The 16,580-nt window shown below is 53.1% G+C and carries 15 protein-coding genes and 1 tRNA gene; 7 read left to right on the top strand and 9 right to left on the bottom strand.

The window, feature by feature from the left end; translation table 11 throughout:
- Window positions 1-3: 3 nt before the first annotated feature.
- Entirely contained in the window at window positions 4-1,077 is a 1,074-nt protein-coding gene (gene spoIIP / locus AB1I49_RS02675) for a stage II sporulation protein P (RefSeq protein ID WP_316609939.1), read from the bottom strand.
- A 62-nt stretch (window positions 1,078-1,139) separates the two neighbouring features.
- A complete protein-coding gene (gpr, locus tag AB1I49_RS02670) occupies window positions 1,140-2,015 on the bottom strand; it encodes a GPR endopeptidase (protein ID WP_407721314.1) in 876 nt (291 codons plus the stop codon).
- Between the two features lie 147 nt (window positions 2,016-2,162).
- Between gpr and AB1I49_RS02665 the strand changes: the two genes are divergently transcribed.
- Window positions 2,163-3,746, top strand: coding sequence for a dockerin type I domain-containing protein (locus tag AB1I49_RS02665; RefSeq protein WP_316611584.1), 1,584 nt, complete (start codon window positions 2,163-2,165; stop codon window positions 3,744-3,746).
- A 99-nt stretch (window positions 3,747-3,845) separates the two neighbouring features.
- Here AB1I49_RS02665 and AB1I49_RS02660 read toward each other — a convergent pair whose 3' ends face one another.
- Window positions 3,846-5,153, bottom strand: coding sequence for a CHAP domain-containing protein (locus AB1I49_RS02660; protein ID WP_316609938.1), 1,308 nt, complete (start codon window positions 5,151-5,153; stop codon window positions 3,846-3,848).
- Window positions 5,154-5,565: 412 nt separating this feature from the next.
- Here AB1I49_RS02660 and AB1I49_RS02655 point away from each other — a divergent pair.
- Window positions 5,566-5,642, top strand: a tRNA-Arg gene (locus AB1I49_RS02655).
- Window positions 5,643-6,023: 381 nt separating this feature from the next.
- Here the strand turns inward: AB1I49_RS02655 and AB1I49_RS02650 are convergent.
- From AB1I49_RS02650 to AB1I49_RS02640, 3 genes are read right to left on the bottom strand one after another with little or no spacing between them, the layout of a single operon-like run.
- A complete protein-coding gene (locus AB1I49_RS02650) occupies window positions 6,024-6,488 on the bottom strand; it encodes a hypothetical protein (RefSeq protein WP_316611583.1) in 465 nt (154 codons plus the stop codon).
- Between the two features lie 11 nt (window positions 6,489-6,499).
- Window positions 6,500-7,213: a tRNA threonylcarbamoyladenosine dehydratase gene (locus AB1I49_RS02645; RefSeq protein ID WP_316610714.1), complete on the bottom strand. Its 714-nt coding sequence runs from the start codon at window positions 7,211-7,213 to the stop codon at window positions 6,500-6,502.
- 4 nt (window positions 7,214-7,217) lie between these two features.
- Window positions 7,218-7,922 (bottom strand): Crp/Fnr family transcriptional regulator, encoded by a 705-nt coding sequence (locus tag AB1I49_RS02640; protein ID WP_407721313.1) that lies wholly within the window; start codon window positions 7,920-7,922, stop codon window positions 7,218-7,220.
- A 118-nt stretch (window positions 7,923-8,040) separates the two neighbouring features.
- Here AB1I49_RS02640 and AB1I49_RS02635 point away from each other — a divergent pair, with 118 nt between their 5' ends.
- The gene (locus AB1I49_RS02635; RefSeq protein WP_316610712.1) at window positions 8,041-8,841 is read left to right on the top strand and encodes an amidohydrolase family protein; all 801 of its coding nucleotides are present in this window, start codon (window positions 8,041-8,043) and stop codon (window positions 8,839-8,841) included.
- Between the two features lie 39 nt (window positions 8,842-8,880).
- Here the strand turns inward: AB1I49_RS02635 and pflB are convergent, their stop codons facing one another.
- Both pflB and pflA read right to left on the bottom strand, forming a co-directional pair.
- A complete protein-coding gene (gene pflB / locus AB1I49_RS02630; RefSeq protein WP_407721622.1) occupies window positions 8,881-11,127 on the bottom strand; it encodes a formate C-acetyltransferase in 2,247 nt (748 codons plus the stop codon).
- Window positions 11,128-11,182: 55 nt separating this feature from the next.
- On the bottom strand, window positions 11,183-11,917 hold the full coding sequence (gene pflA, locus AB1I49_RS02625; protein ID WP_407721621.1) for a pyruvate formate-lyase-activating protein: 735 nt from the start codon (window positions 11,915-11,917) through the stop codon (window positions 11,183-11,185).
- 170 nt (window positions 11,918-12,087) lie between these two features.
- Between pflA and AB1I49_RS02620 the strand changes: the two genes are divergently transcribed.
- Window positions 12,088-12,876, top strand: coding sequence for a histidinol-phosphatase (locus tag AB1I49_RS02620; protein ID WP_316609835.1), 789 nt, complete (start codon window positions 12,088-12,090; stop codon window positions 12,874-12,876).
- A 152-nt stretch (window positions 12,877-13,028) separates the two neighbouring features.
- Window positions 13,029-13,706: a zinc ribbon domain-containing protein gene (locus AB1I49_RS02615; protein WP_407721312.1), complete on the top strand. Its 678-nt coding sequence runs from the start codon at window positions 13,029-13,031 to the stop codon at window positions 13,704-13,706.
- A gap of 44 nt (window positions 13,707-13,750) precedes the next feature.
- On the opposite strand, the gene AB1I49_RS02610 is transcribed toward AB1I49_RS02615, so the two are convergent.
- On the bottom strand, window positions 13,751-14,113 hold the full coding sequence (locus AB1I49_RS02610; RefSeq protein ID WP_186833731.1) for a helix-turn-helix domain-containing protein: 363 nt from the start codon (window positions 14,111-14,113) through the stop codon (window positions 13,751-13,753).
- A 212-nt stretch (window positions 14,114-14,325) separates the two neighbouring features.
- Between AB1I49_RS02610 and AB1I49_RS02605 the strand changes: the two genes are divergently transcribed.
- Window positions 14,326-15,084, top strand: coding sequence for a sporulation initiation factor Spo0A C-terminal domain-containing protein (locus tag AB1I49_RS02605; protein WP_186833730.1), 759 nt, complete (start codon window positions 14,326-14,328; stop codon window positions 15,082-15,084).
- A gap of 2 nt (window positions 15,085-15,086) precedes the next feature.
- Window positions 15,087-16,547 carry a hypothetical protein gene (locus AB1I49_RS02600; protein WP_407721311.1) on the top strand — a complete coding sequence of 487 codons (1,461 nt, stop codon included), beginning with the start codon at window positions 15,087-15,089 and terminating at the stop codon, window positions 16,545-16,547.
- Window positions 16,548-16,580 lie beyond the last annotated feature (33 nt).

The following is a 16,580-nucleotide window of genomic DNA, read 5'->3' as shown; positions in this document are numbered from 1 at the left end:
TTTCTATGCTGTTAACACAGCCGCAAGCACCTTGCCGAGATACTCCGCCGTGCGCTGAACCTCGTCGACGGAATTCGCGTCGGTGCCGACCTCGATCAGCAGCGAGCCGTCGCAGATGTACTCGTTATAAGCAAAGAAGTCAAAGCTCATCGGCCGCGTCATGCCGGGGTACATGCTCTCGGCTGTCGTCTGGAGCTTCAAGGCGAAACTGAGGTTATTCTGCCAATTGTCAAAGCCGCGCTCGCCGTAGATGTCGCAGCCAGATAGTATCATGATCTGAGCCGCCTTCTGTCCGTCGTGCTCAAAAACGGTCTTGACCTTGCAGTCCTCTGTTCCGAGCGCATCGCGGTGAATGTCCAGAACTACCTTTATCCCCTGATTCTCCGCCATGTCCGCGCAAACCGTTTCGGCGCTCCTGTCGTAGGAGCCGTTGTAGGTGGAGTCGTGGACGGTCTTGTCGTGCAGGGTGCGGATACCGCGCTTCTCAAGGGTTTCCGTGAGCACATTGCCAACGCCGACAACGCTGAAATTCTCGTCCTGCGTTCGCGAATAGAAGCTCTCGTAAAAATAATCCACGTCCTCGTCGAGATAAGCCTCGCTGGTGTGGGTGTGGTAAATCAGCACCTGCGGCGTGGCTGAGTTTTTCTCTGTCCTGAATGTCAGCGGCGTATGTAGTATAGAATCAAAGTCAAAATCAAGCCCCGTGCGGTTCTTGACATATGCGTTTTCAACTGCCGTGCCGTCAGCGCCGACGGTCTTTTCCGCGACGGAGTATCGCGCTTCGCCGCTGTGGTCGCCGTAAGAATCGTAATAGCCAGACTTGTCGCGTGAGCCTCCTGTTTTCACGGACGGTTTGGTTGAAGCCTGAGCCTCGGTTCTGACTGCGCGCGGAGCCTCTGTCTGCGGCTCTGTGGGCGCTTCAACGCGGTATTTGCCGTCCGTGAGCGTGAACGCCGCTGCCGCGAGAGCCGTGTCGCTGCCGCCGAAGCACTCGGGCAGGCGCATCATCAGACAGTAACAAGCCGTTCCGATAAGCGAAACGGCAAGACATATCCTGAAAAATTTTCGAATCCGCACTTTCAAATCATCACCTGCTTTTGGAATAATTATATGCAGGCGACAAAATATTTATGAATGCGCTACATCAGCTCAACGAGCTCCTCAAGCGTGAACCTGTCCTGCATGGCGGCGTTCAGCGAGAGCGCAATGAGCCGTGACGCGCGCTCCGTTAAAAGGTCGATTTCATTCGGGATAACGAGCATCTGTCTGCCGTCGGGCACAAGGCTCTCCGCCTTGTCGCGCTTGAACTCACTCCCGAGAAGGTCGCAGGCGAGGGTTCGCAAGTCAACTACGGTCGGAACGCCTATCGAAATCACGGGCACACCGAGGGTTTCCCTGTTGATTGCGGTGCGGTGGTTGCCTACTCCCGCTCCCGGGGATATTCCCGCGTCGCTGATCTGAAGTGTACAGCCGAGCCGCTCGAGCCTTCGTGAAGCGAGCGCGTCCACGGCGATGACCGCGTTCGGTCGGATACGCCTTACGATGCTGAGGATATACTCCCCCGTTTCTATGCCCGTCTGACCCGTGACTCCCGTGCTCATCACCGCGACAGGCCGCAGCCTGTCAAGTCCCGTCGCGCGCGCGAGCTCTCCCGTGATGTGGCGCGTTGCGAGCACCTTCGCGGCGGTTTTCGGGCCGAGAGAATCGGGCGTAATCTCCTCGTTGCCGAGTCCCGCGACGAGCAGCAGACCGTTTACGGGAAGCAGACGGCGGATTTCGGCTCCGATTGTCCTGAGCCGCCCGTCGGTATCCGAAAACCTGTCCGTCAGCGACTCTAGCTCAATTGTGACATAGGTGCCTTCCTCCTTGCCGAGCGCCAGCCTCGCGCGCTCGGTTCTCACGGTCAGCCGCGAAATCTCCATGCCGTTCTCGCTGTAGGTATCAAAATCCACTCCGCCGATGTTTTCTCCCGCAATCTCGCGAGCCTCAACCGCCAAATCTGTTCTTAAACGCATCAGTTCGCCTCCCGAAAATAGATTGTGACTTTTGGCAGAGAAATATTCTTTACAAATCGATTTTAATCTGGTATACTGAGTTAATAATCAAAAAATACGGCAATATAAAATATTTTGACAGAGGTGAACGGATTGAAATATAATCCAATGATTAAAATTATCACCGTGCTCTCCGCTGCCGCGCTGCTTACAGGCGCCGTCAGCGTTTCCGCCTCAGCAGTTGTCATCGACGGCGAAGAGGTCGCCGCGACCTACGATGCTACCGTTGCAGAAGGCTCCTCAGACGATTTGCCGTCGTCGTACAGCTCACTTGACAAGGGCTACGTCACTCCCGCAAAAAGCCAGAGCTATAACGACTGCTGGGCGTACAGCGCCACCGCGGCGTTTGAGAGCAAGCTGCTCCGCGACGGCGTCGTCACCGACACAAACGCCGTGCGAATGTCCGAGCTTCACCTGAACCTTTGGGCGACTACGCGCACAAACGGCAAGGGCTGGATCCGCAGCATAAGCGATTCGGGCTACTGCTACATAGCCCCGGGATATTACGCTTCGTGGCAGGGCGGTATTTTCGAGAGCGACGCTGCCGACATTCTGCCCGATTCCAACATCAAGGGCGACGAGGTGCCGACCGACCGCGCCAAATACGGCGTTACCGCGATGCGATATGTTTCCCGAAACAATATGGACGGCATCAAGCGCGCGATCATGGAGAACGGCGGAGTGACCACGGGCTACTCGCACAAAGGCATCTTCATGAACAACAGTACCTCCTACTATATGCCTGAATCCTATACGGAACCAAAAAACGGCCATCAGGTTGAAATCGTCGGCTGGGATGACAACTACGACAAGAGCAATTTCAAAAGCACTCCCAAAAACAACGGCGCGTGGCTGATGAAAAGCAGCTGGGGCAGCGGAAGTCCGCTGAACGGTTTTTACTGGATATCCTACGAAACCAAATATCTCTTTGACGGAAAAGCCTACGAGCCGTGCTTCGCTATTGAACAGTACGAGGAGATAACCGACCGCAAAAAGATGATTCAGAACGAAATCTTCGGCGCGACATACGAGGTCACCTTGGAAGGCAAAAACGAGGGCGTTTTTCTCAACCGCCTCACCTTTGACAAGGACTTCTATGTACTCGACAAGGTTATTTTTGAAACAAAAGCCGAAAGCACCGAATATGAACTCTACCTCGTTCCCGAAGCGGACGGAGCACCTTCAAACGACACGGATACATGGAAGCTCATCGGCAGCGGTACAACCGATCACGCGGGTTATATCTGCACTGACATCAACAACATAGAGCTGACACAAAGCACCGCGTCGATCGCGGTCAAGCTCAAAAACAACGGCGGCGACGCCAAAATCGGCGTTGACGAGTGGGTCGATACCAGCAACGGCGCGTTCAAGTTTATACCCGAATCCGAATTCGGAATGAGCTACTTTTATGATAACGGCAAAATGACCGATCTTATGCAGTGGTACAAGGACACTCTGAACAACGATATGGGCGGAACCCTTGTTATCAAGGGGCTGACATTCAAGCCCGAGAGCGGCGACGTTAATCTGGATTCAAATGTCGATATTTTAGATGTAACTCTGATTCAACAGTATCTTGCGGAACTCGAACAGCTTAGTACGAATCAGAAAAAGCTCGCGGACTTTAACGGCGACGGCGAAATTGACATTTCCGACGCAACAGCGATTCAGGTAAAGATAGCTTCTTAACAACACAATAAAAGCAAAAAGAGAAGTCCCCAAACAGGACTTCTCTTTTTTGCGCGTATCCGGACAAACAAAAAAGGCGGTTTTGAACCGCCCTTTGTTTTAGAGATAGTAGTTATAGATACCGCTCGCAATCTTCTGAACGAGAGTTGCGTCTGCAATGGTGATCTTTCCGTCAAAGTCGAAGTCACACCATTTAAGCTGCTTAGCGGTTAAGTTACCCATACCTGCGGCTGCCTTCTGAATCAGGGTCGCATCTACAATGTCGATCACACCGTCGGCGTTAACATCGCCTGTGCCGATACCGTTTGAGAAATCGGGCTCGGTTGCCTTCTCTGTGGGAGCCTCTGTGGGAACCTCGGGAAGAGTCGTCGGAGCTGCTGTTGTGGGAGCAACGGTGGTGGGAGCTGCCGTCGTGGGTGCCTCTGTGGGAACCTCGGGGATTGTTGTGGCAGGCTCAGTTGCCTTCTGTGTGGCAGGAGCTGTTGTGGGAGCCTCTGTGGGTTCCTCGGTGGGAACAACGTCATCCTTCCATGTATCAAGTCCGCCTGTGTACTTGCAGTAGTTGAGAGCTACCCAGCCGTCCCAGCCGTCATAGCTTGTCTCGCCCCAAGTGAGGTCTTCGTTCTTCTTGACAGCAGTAACCTGGAGCTTAGCGCCGTCGGGAACCTTTGTAACAAAGCTGTAGCGTGTGCCGGCGCCTGTTCTCATCATGAGATAATCGTCAACTGTTACCTGATAAACGCCCTTTTCGTAGTTCTTGCCTACTAAGGGAGTATCGGTATTGTCGCTGTTGTCGTCGATAATAACGGGGTTGCTGCCGCTGCCGCCGTTACCGCCCGAACCGGGATTCACAACGACCTCAGCGGAATCTACAGCGTAGATATAGCCCTGGAAGTTCCACCAGCTGCTGCCGCCGGGATTGGAATCGTTGACGTTTGCATATGTGAGATAGAACGGCTCGCATGTGCCGTATCTGGCGCTCCATGCGGAGTTTGAGAGAATCATCTCGCCTGTGGAGGTGTTTATGTACTCAACCACAGCTACGTGACCGCCGCCGCCGTTGTAAGACCAGCATGCTACAGCGCCGAGTCTGGGAGTCTGGCCGTAGCTGTAATAGCCGTTTCTCATATTGTAGCCGTACCAGTCCTCTGCGTTGCTGGTTGCGAGGTTGGGCTTCTTGCCGGTGATTTCGTAAACTCTGCCGTAGGCGTAAGCTGTACAGTTCGGGAGACCGTAGCCCGCTGGATAGAACGGGTTCTTATCGCTGTAGTAGTACTCGTTATCCGTAGAAGGCATTGTAGTGCGCATTGTAAATGTCAGTGCGCTTGCGGAAATCGAAAGCGCGAATACGGTTGTAAACAGGATCGCGACCGTGAGGACAACCGCAGGTATCCTTCTGATTAGCATCTTAGTCAAAGTAACACCCTTTCTTTAAGCAAAGGAATTCAATTCATTAAAGAGAATTCAGTGTTTTTTAGGTAAGCGACTATATGATTACAATTTCGTTACCGTTATTTATTCTAACATATTTTTCCGCAAAAATCAAACCTTAATTACCACGAGATTACACAAAAACGTGTTCCGAAATATGGACAACATTCACAATATCTGGTGGCCGGCTTGTAACCGCCACAAATTATTGCGTTTTTTCGCCCTCCAACTTTTATTATTAAATAAGAAGCAAAAACAAGGCGCAGTATTCAATAAAAGGTGGGGGAAATTATGTGCTTTTTGATGAATTTAATATTCCTGAAAAAAAGACTTGCTTTTTCTCCGAAAGTATGGTAATATATATCTTGCGGTTCAAAAGAACCCATATGCGCCGGTAGCTCAGCTGGATAGAGTGTCTGACTACGAATCAGAAGGTCGGGAGTTCGAGTCTCTTCCGGCGCGCCATAGAAAAAAGGATACCCACTCGGGTATCCTTTTTTCTATTTACTGCTGACAGCAAGCCGGAAGAGACTCGAAGGTGACGAGAACGACCGCCGCCGGTGGCGGATAAAAGGAGTTCGAGGAAGCGCCGAAACAGGGAGTTCGAGGAAGTACCTTCAGGTACGACGCTGAACGACCATGTTTCAAACGGAGAGTGTGCCAAGGCGCAGGCGGAACGCCGAGCCGCAGGCAAAAACGCTTCGGGGAAGCGTTTTTAACGAGAGCGACTGATGAATCTCTCCTTACGCACTGAACCGCTCAAGCGACGCAGGTATTTTCACATTTATTCCAACGCGCCATAAAAAACGGACGTCCATAGCGGACGTCTGTTTTTGTTTATGTTCATCAATAAATAAGTGGGGTTTCCACCTCTGAGTCCGAATTGCCCTTGACGTGGTGATAGACGACCTCGGATTTTTCGTCCTCTTTTACGCCTATGACCCATTCCTCGCTGCCGTCGCTGTCCTTGCCCTTTTCAACGCTCACGACCGTGCCGCCCGAGCTGCCGAGAGCCTCGGCTATAGCTTCGTCCTCGCGCATTCCGCCGTAGACATCAAAATTATTATCGGGCGTTTCTTCACCGCCGCTGCTTTCGGCCTTGGAATCGGCGGCTTTTGTTGTAGATACTTCAGTTTCGGCGGCAGCAGTCGGCTGAGTTGTTCCTTTCGCCTTTGTCGCGTCCTGTGCTGCCGCCTGTGTTGCTGACGTAGCTGTGGTCTGAGCCTGTGATGACGCTTCCTCACCGCAGCCCGACATTGCTGCGCACGCGATAAACGCGCACGCTGATAATATAAAAATAACTTTCTTCATTTCATTCACACTCACTTTACATCACACAAGTCTTTTATTACCTCGCCCGCGATGATGAGCCCTGCAACCGACGGCACAAACGCGTTTGAAGCGGGGATATCCTTGCGGACGCCGCTGCTTTCAGACGGCTTTCCGAGCGGCTTTCTCGCCTGTTCCTTTGAGTAAACGACCTTGAGCTTCTTTATTCCGCGCTTGCGGCATTCTATGCGCATTACGCGAGCGAGCGGACAGACAGAGGTTTTGCTGATGTCCGCGACCTCGAAGGCTGTCGGGTCGAGCTTGTTGCCCGCGCCCATCGAGCTGATTATCGGCGTACCTGCCGCCTGTGCCCTCTGCGCGAGCTCGAGCTTTCCGCTCACGGTATCGATCGCGTCGACGATATAGTCGTATTCCGTAAAGTCAAACTGCTCGGCGGTCTCCGGCAGATAGAACATGCGGTGAGCTTTGACCTCGCAGTCGGGGTTGATGTCCTTCACCCGAGCCGCCGCAACATCTACCTTGTACTGACCGAGGGTGCTGTGCAGGGCAATGATCTGTCGGTTGAGATTAGTAATGCTCACAGTGTCGTTGTCTATCAGATCGAGCTTTCCCACTCCCGAACGGGCGAGAGCCTCCACCGTATAGCCGCCGACGCCGCCCACTCCGAACACCGCGACGCGCGAGTTTTTCAGATTATCGAGCGCTTCCGTTCCCAAAAGCAACTCAGTTCTTTCAAATTGGTTCATATTTTCACTCCGATACAAAGCTGTTGAGCCGCTCAAAGTCGGGAATGCGGAAGCCGCTTCTGCCGACCTTCTCGATAAGTCCGTCGCTGACCAGCTTGCGCACATTGCGGCTGACCGTCTCGGCGCGCAGACCGACGCTGCCCGCGATATCGTCAAGACGCAGGGTTATATACGGCTCGTTGCTGCGCTTTTCGCGGTAGATAAGAAACGCCGCCACGCGCTTGACCGGCTCGCTGATAGAAAGAATGCGGCTGCGCTCGTTCGCGTCGTGGAGTTTGTTGCTGAGCATATGGATAACCTTTAGCGCGACCTTGGGGTCGCTGATGGCGGACTCAACATCGACGCGGCGGATATAACAGCAATATGTCTTTGTCAGGCAGACCGCCGAATAGGGATAGCTGCTCGCGGCAGAGAAAACTCCCTCCCATATGGTATCGTTGTCTGCAAATATACCGATGATGTTCTCGCGGCCGTCAGCCTCGTAGTTGCTGAGCTTGACCTGCCCCTGCTTGATGATCACAATCGACTCCACGCTGTCGCCCTCGTGAAAAACAAAGTCTCCGCGGCGCAGTGTCTTATGTGTTGAGTGGCGCAGAATGTCGATCTGCTTCTCCTCGGGCAGACCGTAGAGAAAGGCGATGTCCTTTATGCATCTGTCTGTGCATTCCTCGCAGGTATTCGGCTTTTGGCAGTTGGGATTGAACTTCATGCGCGCACTCCTCTCGTCAGGTTTTTGTATATTATAGCGCAATTTTTCGCGCATGTAAAGACTTGCGGCGGCGGAGAATCGGTGATATACTTAGCTTTGGAGAATTGGAGGTATTATTTTGGTTATAGATTTTCACACTCACACCTTTCCCGACAAGATGGCGGAGAAAACCGTCGCGCACCTCGCGAAAATCGGCGGACTTCCGCCTCACACCGACGGCAAACGAGGCTCTCTGCTTGAGTCAATGAATAAATACGGCATTGACCGCAGCGTTGTTCTGCCCGTGGCGACACTGCCGAAGCAGGAGAGGTCTATCAACGCTCTCTCAGCCGAGCTTAACGGAAAAGACGTGATATTTTACGCGGGCGGAATCCACCCCGACTGCGGGGACGTGTGCGGCACGCTGGATTTCATCAAAAAAAGCGGACTCTTCGGCATCAAGCTCCACCCCGACTATCAGGGCGTGCACTTCGACGACCCGAGGTACGTTAACATCATGCGCGAGGCAGCAAAGCGCGGCTTGTACATCGTGACTCACGCGGGTATCGACGTAGGCTTCCGCGATCATGTGCACTGCACGCCCGATATGATTCTGAACGTACTCGGTCAGCTTGAGGGCGTAATCGACAACAGACTGATTCTCGCGCACATGGGCAGCTACGAAATGCCCGACGAGGTACTCTGCAAGCTCTGCGGCAAGCCGGTTTACATGGACACCGCGGCGGTGCTCGACCTCTACCCCGACAAATGCGTTGAAATAATCAGAAAGCACGGCGCGGACAGGATTCTCTTCGCGACGGACTCGCCGTGGAAATCTCAGGGCGAGTATCTCGGGATATTTGAGAACCTGCCGCTGAGTGAGGGCGAAAAAGAAAAAATCCTCCACAGGAATGCTGAGAGGATTTTATCAGTAAAATAAAAATCACGCGGTAACGGGTTCCGTTACCGCGCTTGTATTTTAAAGTGTCTTGTGCTCGGTTCTCATGATAACGTCGAGCTGCTGCTCGCGTGTGAGGTCGATGAACTTTACAGCGTAGCCTGAAACGCGAATAGTGAAGTTCGCGTACTCGGGCTTTTCGGGGTGCTCCATGCAATCCCTGAGCTTCTCAACGCCGAATACGTTGACGTTGAGGTGATGAGCGCCCTGATCGAAGTAGCCGTCGAGGATATGCCAGAGGTTGTCCTTTCTCTCCTCGAGGGAGTGACCGAGAGCGTCGGGGCTGATGGTCTGGGTATTGGAAATACCGTCGAGAGCGTACTCATAGGGCAGCTTAGCGACGGAGTTGAGAGAAGCGAGCAATCCGTTCTTCTCAGCGCCGTAGGAGGGATTCGCGCCGGGGGCGAAGGGTGCGTGAGCCTTTCTGCCGTCGGGGGTAGCGCCTGTAGCCTTGCCGTAAACGACGTTTGAGGTGATCGTGAGGATAGATGTCGTCGGCTCGGAATGGCGGTAGGTGTGGTGCTCTCTGACCTTCTTCATGAACGCCTTGAGCAGCCAGATAGCGATGGAGTCGGCACGCTCGTCGTCGTTGCCGTAGCGCGGGAAGTCGCCTTCGATCTCGTAGTCGACGATCAGACCGCTATCGTTGCGGATCGGCTTAACCTTGGCGTACTTGATAGCACAGAGGGAGTCTACAACGTGGGAGAAGCCCGCGATACCTGTCGCGAAGGTGCGGCGGGTGTAGGTGTCGATGAGAGCCATCTCAGCCGCCTCGTAGTAGTACTTGTCGTGCATATAGTGAATGAGATTGAGGGTGTTGACATAGAGCTCAACAAGCCAGCTCATCATAGCGTTGAACTTGTGCATGACCTCGTCGTAGTTGAGGTACTCGGAGGTGATAGGCGCGATCTCGGGGCCTACCTGCTCGCCGGTAGCTACATCAACGCCGCCGTTGAGCGCGTAGATAAGGCACTTCGCGAGGTTTGCGCGCGCGCCGAAGAACTGGATCTCCTTGCCGGTCTGAGTCGCGGAAACGCAGCAGCAGATGCTGTAGTCGTCGCCCCAGACAGGACGCATTACGCAGTCGTTCTCGTACTGGATAGACGAGGTGTTGACCGAGATCTTCGCGGCGTACTTCTTGAACGCCTCGGGAAGTCTTGACGACCAGAGCACGGTGAGGTTAGGCTCGGGCGCAGGTCCCATGTTCTCGAGGGTATGGAGGAAGCGGAAGTCGTTCTTTGTTACCATGTGTCTGCCGTCCATACCGATACCTGCCATCTCGAGGGTTACCCATACGGGGTCACCGGAGAACAGCTCGTTGTAGGACGGAATACGCGCGAACTTGACCATACGGAACTTGAGAACGAGGTGGTCGATAAGCTCCTGAGCCTCTTTCTCTGTCAGGGTGCCCTCCTCGAGGTCGCGCTGAATATAGATATCCAGGAAGGTCGAGATTCTGCCGACGCTCATAGCTGCGCCGTTCTGTGTCTTGATCGCGGCGAGGTAACCGAAGTAGAGCCACTGAACAGCTTCCTTAGCGTTCTGAGCGGGCGCAGAGATATCGAAGCCGTAGATCTCAGCCATCTGCTTCATGCCCTTGAGAGCGCGGATCTGCTCGGCGATCTCCTCTCTGAGTCGGACATGCTCCTCGCTCATATTTCTGCCGCCGCAGTAGAATAAATCCTTCTCCTTTGTGAAGATAAGGTAGTCAAGTCCGTAGAGCGCAACTCTGCGGTAGTCGCCGACGATACGTCCTCTGCCGTAGGTGTCGGGCAGACCCGTGATGACGTGACTGTGACGAGCGCGCTTCATCTCAGGTGTGTAGGCGTCAAATACCGCCTGATTGTGGGTTTTATGATAATCGGTAAAGATTTTTACCAAGTCCTGATTCACCGTGTAGCCGTAGGTGGAAGCCGCCTGAACCGCCATCTTGATGCCGCCGTAGGGCATGAACGCGCGCTTGAGGGGCTTATCGGTCTGGAGTCCGACGACCTTTTCCAGATTCTTCATGCTCTCGTCGATATAACCGGGGCCGTAGCCTGTGAGTGAGGAAACTATCTCGGTCTCGCACTCCAATACGCCGCCCTTGGAACGCTCCTCCTTCTGAAGCTCCTGAAGTTTGCCCCAGAGCTTGTCGGTAGCCTCGGTGGGAGCCTCAAGGAAGCTCTCGTCGCCGTCGTACATGGTATAGTTGCTCTGAATAAACTCGCGGACGTTGACGTCCTCGCGCCATTTTCTGCCTGTGAAGCCTCTCCATGCGTGCTCCATCTCTTTGGTGACAGGGAAGGTTACTCCTGTTTCAAAGGTCATTTCAAACACTCCTTTATTTCAATCCGTTAAGAATATCGTTTGCGTTTTTGATTCTGTCAGCCGTCGGGGGCTGAGTGTCCTCAAGGGTGTAGCTCACGCCGAGCTCCTTCCACTTGTAGGCGCCCATGCTGTGATACGGCAGCACCTCTACCCTCTCGACATTTTGCAGGGTTTCGATGAAACCGCGCGTTTTGCGCAGCGCCTCATCGTCGTCGGTTATCCCGGGTACGAGCACGTGGCGTATCCACACCGGCTTGTTGATATCGGACAAGTATCTCAGCATATCTAGAATGCTGCCGTTGTAAGCGCCCGTCAGGGACTTGTGCGCGTCGGGATCGATGTGCTTTATATCGACGAGAAAGAGGTCGCACAGCGTGCACAGCTCCTCAAATTTCGAAAAAAACGGCTCCTTGCGCGCAAACGGCTGTCCCGCGGTGTCGATACAGGTGTTGATGCCGCGCTGCTTTGCCTTGCGCAGCAGCTCGAGGAGAAAGTCTATCTGAAGCAATGGCTCGCCGCCGCTGACGGTTATTCCGCCGTTTTTCCCCCAGTAGGGTCTGCAGCGTTCGGCCTTGTCAAGCAGCTCGTCCGCGCTCATCAGAGTACCGCCGTCAGTGCGCCATGTGTCGGCGTTGTGGCAGTAACGGCAGCGAAGCTTGCAGCCCTGCAGAAATATCAGGAAGCGCACGCCCGGCCCGTCGACGGAACCGAAGCTCTCGATGGAGTGGATCCTGCCCTCAGACATCATTCTCACACCCTTTCAATACCGTTCTTATTATGGTTTTAGTATAACAACCATACGCCCTTTCAACATTGATTTAAATCAATTTGACACCCAAATTCAAATTATCGGCAACTTATTGAAAAGCTCGTGAAAATAAGATATAATATAGTAGAATTTAACCATCGGAGGTCATTATGCGATACAATCTGCACACCCACACCTACCGCTGCAATCACGCGTCGGGAACGGACAGGGAATACGTTGAGGCGGCTATAAAGGCAGGCATGAAAACCTTAGGCTTTGCCGATCACTGTCCGCAGTTTTTTCCGAATGACTACTACAGCACCTTCCGCATGCGGCCCGAGGCGGCGGCTGATTACGTTGAGAGCCTTCGCACGCTCAAAAAGGAGTACAAGGACGACATAGAGATTCTGATCGGCTTTGAGACAGAGTACTACCCCGCGATTTTCGACAAGTTCAGGGAATTCATCGCGCCGCTTGATCTTGACTACATGATCATGGGTCAGCATTTCATTCACAACGAGTACGAGGTGCCGAATTACTACGCAAGCAACCCGACATATGAGGACGCAAAGCAGTACGTCAGACAGACTCTCGAGGGTCTGAGAACGGGCATGTTCACCTACATAGCCCACCCCGATATTCTCCGCCACGAGGATCCTGTCTTTTACCGCGAGCTGATGACGGAGTATTGCAGGGAGCTGAAGGATATGGATATCCCCGTTGAGTACAATATTCTCGGCTACCGCAACAAAAAATGGTATCCGAACGCGCTGTTCTGGCAGGTAGTCGCCGAGGTCGGCAACCGCGTTGTGCTCGGCTATGACGCGCACGAACCCGGAGCGCTTCTCGAGGAAAACAACTACGACGCGTGCATGGGGTACCTGAATATGCTCGGTATCACGCCGATACAGTTCAGGGATATAGAAATACGCCGTCCGAACGGCAAGATTTTCGGATAAAAAACATTTTAGTGCATTGACGCTTTACACAATGTGTTGTATAACATATGAGGAAAAATTGTAATTTGCGCAATAATGCTTTCGCGATTACGAACAATAAAAACAAGGAGGATAATTTTTATGCTATACCTTGACGATTTGTCAAGGACATTATGGAAAACTGCGTTTCCGCAAAAACACCGCACGAAGCTGAAATCAAAGAACTGACCGAGGTCATCACCGCGGAAAAGGAAAAAATCGAGGGTGAGTACGAGAAAATCGGCAGACTCTACTACAAGAACAATTCCCACAAGACCGACGGTGAGCTCGGCGCGCTTGTAGCAGGCGTTAACGCCTCTAAAAAGAAAATCAAGGACAGCAAGCTCAAGATCGGTCAGCTGTTTGATATCACCTTCTGTGAGGAATGCGGCGAGCAGGTCGACGAGGACGCTCTCTTCTGCAACAACTGCGGCGCAAAGATGCCCGTCAAGCTCCTGCCGGGTATGGTTCTCTGTAAGCACTGCAACAAGGCTGTAAGAGAAGGTATCCGCTTCTGCACAAACTGCGGCCACTCGATGCTCGAAGAGCCCGAGCCTCCCAAGGCGCTCAAGGAATGCGCTAACTGCGGCTTCACCACCAATGACCCCGACCTGATGTTCTGCGAGAACTGCGGCAGACGTCTTGTCACCGAGGACGGCGAAGAGGTCACACAGGAAGAGGAAGCTCCGAAGGAGCCGACCAAGAAAGTCTGCACCAACTGCGGCTTTGAGATTTTTGACGTTGAGACCATGTTCTGCAACGACTGCGGCAGACGTCTGGTAGAAGCATCTGAACTCGAGAAGGCGAACTGATAAAAACAAAACAGGACACTTCAGTGTCCTGTTTTGTTTTTAAATCATTTTCTTTTCTTTGCCTTGTTCACAAGACGGAGGATCTCGTCATCGGAAACCTTCCCGTCCCTCGCCGCGCGGATAAGAGCGCGGATATGCTCGTTGTCGTTGATATACGTCACAATGTCCATCGGTACGGTCTTTTCGGACGCGGATTCGCTCGCTAGGTCGTAAAAATACGCCTGCTCATCTTCGTCAAGCCCAAACAATGACACCATTCTCTGCAAAATCTCGTAGCTTGGCGCGTAACGCTTGCCTGTTTCGATGCTTGACTGGTATACGGGCGAAATCCCGAGCATTTCAGCCAACACACGGATAGACAGCTTCTTCGCTCTGCGCTTCAGTCTGACAAATTCTCCGAACAGCATCTCAATCATCTCCTATTTCTTCTATACTTTCCTTATTATCCCAGTTTCTATTATATACTGTGACAAAGCGGAGAGACAATTCATTTTTGTTAAAAAAATCACGAAAAATATGTTGGTTTCTGTTGGTTTTTGTGATACAATAGAAATCGCAAGAAGCCATTGACAAATTGGCAATAAAAATGTACTTTATAGACTCTGAAAGGGAGTTTATTATGGCAAATACTCTTACTCTGCTCGTCATTGAGGACGACGACTCCGTCTGCGGCGAATACGCGCGGCTGTGCAGCACCTCACGCGGTATCATTCTCGCCGGCGTTACGAATTCATCACAGGAGGGTCTTGAACTCACCAAAGAAAAACAGCCCGACGCGGTCGTGCTCGACCTCGAGCTGCACAACGGCAGCGGCAACGGGCTGCTATACCTTTCGGAACTGCAAAAGCTCAAGCTTGGTCATCAGCCGTACGTGATGGTCGTCACAAACAACATCAGCGCCGCCACCCACTCTCTTGCGCGCAAGATGGGTGCGGATTTTATCATCACAAAGAGCCAGACCGACTACAGCGTTTCGATGGTGCTCTCGATGCTCCAAAGCATCAGCGCCTGTATGTATGAAGGAAAGAAACCGGCTTCCGTTCCCGACGAAAGCTGCGGCGACCTCGACGGCAGGATATGCGCCGAGCTCGACCGCATCGGCATCAACCCCAAGCACAAGGGCAGACAGTACCTGCGCGAGGCGATCGCGCTGATTTGCGAGCGAAAGCAGCCGAACATAAGCGCCGTTATCGCGAAGCGCTATTCAACGACCTCCGCGAGCGTTGAGCGCGCCATGCAGCACGCCATCAACCGCGCGTGGAAGCTGACGGACATCGACACCCTGATAACCTGCTACACCGCGCGTATCAACCCTGCAAAGGGCGTTCCGACCACCACTGAGTTTATCTATTACTACGCGGAAAAAATCGTAAAATAACCATGGAACTTCGCCACATCTTTACCCAGAACAACATCGTACTCTGCTTTTTTCTGAACTGCATTTTCACCTATTTTTCGGCGGGACTGCTGTTTTACAGATCGCTCAATGAAAAAATATCTCTCAGAAAGTGCTTCCTGCTTTTAGCCTTCGGGGTAGCAATATCCGCGCTCTACGCGTGGGTGTTCAGATACAGCTGCCAGCTCGCGCAGGTCATCTCGTTTGCGGGTTCGACAGCGGTATTTTCAATGAGCCTCAAGGGAAACCGCAACAAAACCACCGCCGTGGGCTTTATGTCCAACGGCTTCGCGCATTTTCTGAGGTTCCTCTCGGCGATCACTGTCGCCTGTGTATTCAGCGTGTTAGGAATCGGAGTATATAACATCTACATGGCGCTTACCGCCAACGCACTGACGCTTTTTCAGGCTGAGCTTATCGCGCGGCTGAAGCGTCTGAGAAACGGAGTACAGTTTTTCCACAAGACCGAGAACCTCGGCATCGGGATTTTTCTCTCGGGCATAATCTTCATACTGACCTCTATCGACCTGCGCCGCGTGATTGTATCTGACACGACTCTGCTGGCGCTGCTCGCGGGAATAACGGTATCGGGCATAGGTATGTTCGTATGGGTAAAGCTCGCAATCACAAGGCACTATAAATCAAAGCTGCGCGACCGTGACGCTACGCTCAACCTGCGCGAGCTCGAGAACCATGGTGAGGAGCTTGACCGCCTGAACCGCACAAACGAGCTGCTCTCGGTAGTAGTGCACCGCGACAACCACCTCTTCCTGTCGCTTAAATCCGCCGCCGACAACGCGCGCAGCAAGGAAGAGCTCGCAGATGAGATACGCACACTCGTCCGCGAGCGCTCGGAGCTGATCGAAAGCGAAATTCGGGAAGCAGATCTGATGCCCGAAACAGGCGACAGAATGATTGACAACACCCTGCACTCACTCGCGCTGAGCGCGGCTTCAAAGGGAATCCGCCTGAGCGCAAACGTGACCGCTCCCGTGACCGAAATCATTGGCGACAGCCTCAGCCGCACGGCGCTTCAAACGCTGATTTCAGACCACGTAAAGGACGCGGTGATCGCTGTCGGCAGCCGTGACGACAAGCAGGGCAATATCCTGCTCAACCTCGCGCGCGACGGCAGAGTTTACACCCTGACGGTGCTCGACAACGGCGCGCCGTTCGAGCTCCATGTATTTGACAAGCTCGGACGCGAGCGCGTCACCACCCACTCCGACAGCGGCGGCAGCGGCATTGGCTTTATGCAAACCTTCTCGACGCTCAGAGCCTGCGACGGCAGCATTGTGATCACAGAATTCGAGAGCGGTCTGCCCTTCACAAAATCAGTCGGCTTCCGCTTTGACGGCAAGGGTAAGTTCGTCATAAAATCACCGCGCGCCGAACAAATAAAAAACGCCCTCACAAGAGAGGACGTTTTGGTAATCAATGAATAGTATCTGTCCTTCCCCTATCGGAAGGGCAGATTT

It is taken from the genome of Ruminococcus sp. NATIVEDY160 (assembly GCF_045819885.1).
Lineage (GTDB): Bacteria > Bacillota > Clostridia > Oscillospirales > Acutalibacteraceae > Ruminococcoides.
Note: the sequence above shows the minus strand (reverse complement) of the source record. Positions and strands in the feature narration are given on the sequence as shown.

Excerpts from the sequence above, each read along its gene's own strand:
- gpr (WP_407721314.1), bottom strand. The coding sequence starts at position 2,015 with ATGCGTTTAAGAACAGATTTGGCGGTTGAGGCTCGCGAGATTGCGGGA.
- AB1I49_RS02665 (WP_316611584.1), top strand. The coding sequence starts at position 2,163 with ATGATTAAAATTATCACCGTGCTCTCCGCTGCCGCGCTGCTTACAGGC.
- AB1I49_RS02660 (WP_316609938.1), bottom strand. The coding sequence starts at position 5,153 with ATGCTAATCAGAAGGATACCTGCGGTTGTCCTCACGGTCGCGATCCTG.
- AB1I49_RS02650 (WP_316611583.1), bottom strand. The coding sequence starts at position 6,488 with ATGAAGAAAGTTATTTTTATATTATCAGCGTGCGCGTTTATCGCGTGC.
- AB1I49_RS02645 (WP_316610714.1), bottom strand. The coding sequence starts at position 7,213 with ATGAACCAATTTGAAAGAACTGAGTTGCTTTTGGGAACGGAAGCGCTC.
- AB1I49_RS02640 (WP_407721313.1), bottom strand. The coding sequence starts at position 7,922 with ATGAAGTTCAATCCCAACTGCCAAAAGCCGAATACCTGCGAGGAATGC.
- pflB (WP_407721622.1), bottom strand. The coding sequence starts at position 11,127 with ATGGAGCACGCATGGAGAGGCTTCACAGGCAGAAAATGGCGCGAGGAC.
- pflA (WP_407721621.1), bottom strand. The coding sequence starts at position 11,917 with ATGATGTCTGAGGGCAGGATCCACTCCATCGAGAGCTTCGGTTCCGTC.
- AB1I49_RS02620 (WP_316609835.1), top strand. The coding sequence starts at position 12,088 with ATGCGATACAATCTGCACACCCACACCTACCGCTGCAATCACGCGTCG.
- AB1I49_RS02615 (WP_407721312.1), top strand. The coding sequence starts at position 13,029 with ATGGAAAACTGCGTTTCCGCAAAAACACCGCACGAAGCTGAAATCAAA.
- AB1I49_RS02610 (WP_186833731.1), bottom strand. The coding sequence starts at position 14,113 with ATGCTGTTCGGAGAATTTGTCAGACTGAAGCGCAGAGCGAAGAAGCTG.
- AB1I49_RS02605 (WP_186833730.1), top strand. The coding sequence starts at position 14,326 with ATGGCAAATACTCTTACTCTGCTCGTCATTGAGGACGACGACTCCGTC.
- AB1I49_RS02600 (WP_407721311.1), top strand. The coding sequence starts at position 15,087 with ATGGAACTTCGCCACATCTTTACCCAGAACAACATCGTACTCTGCTTT.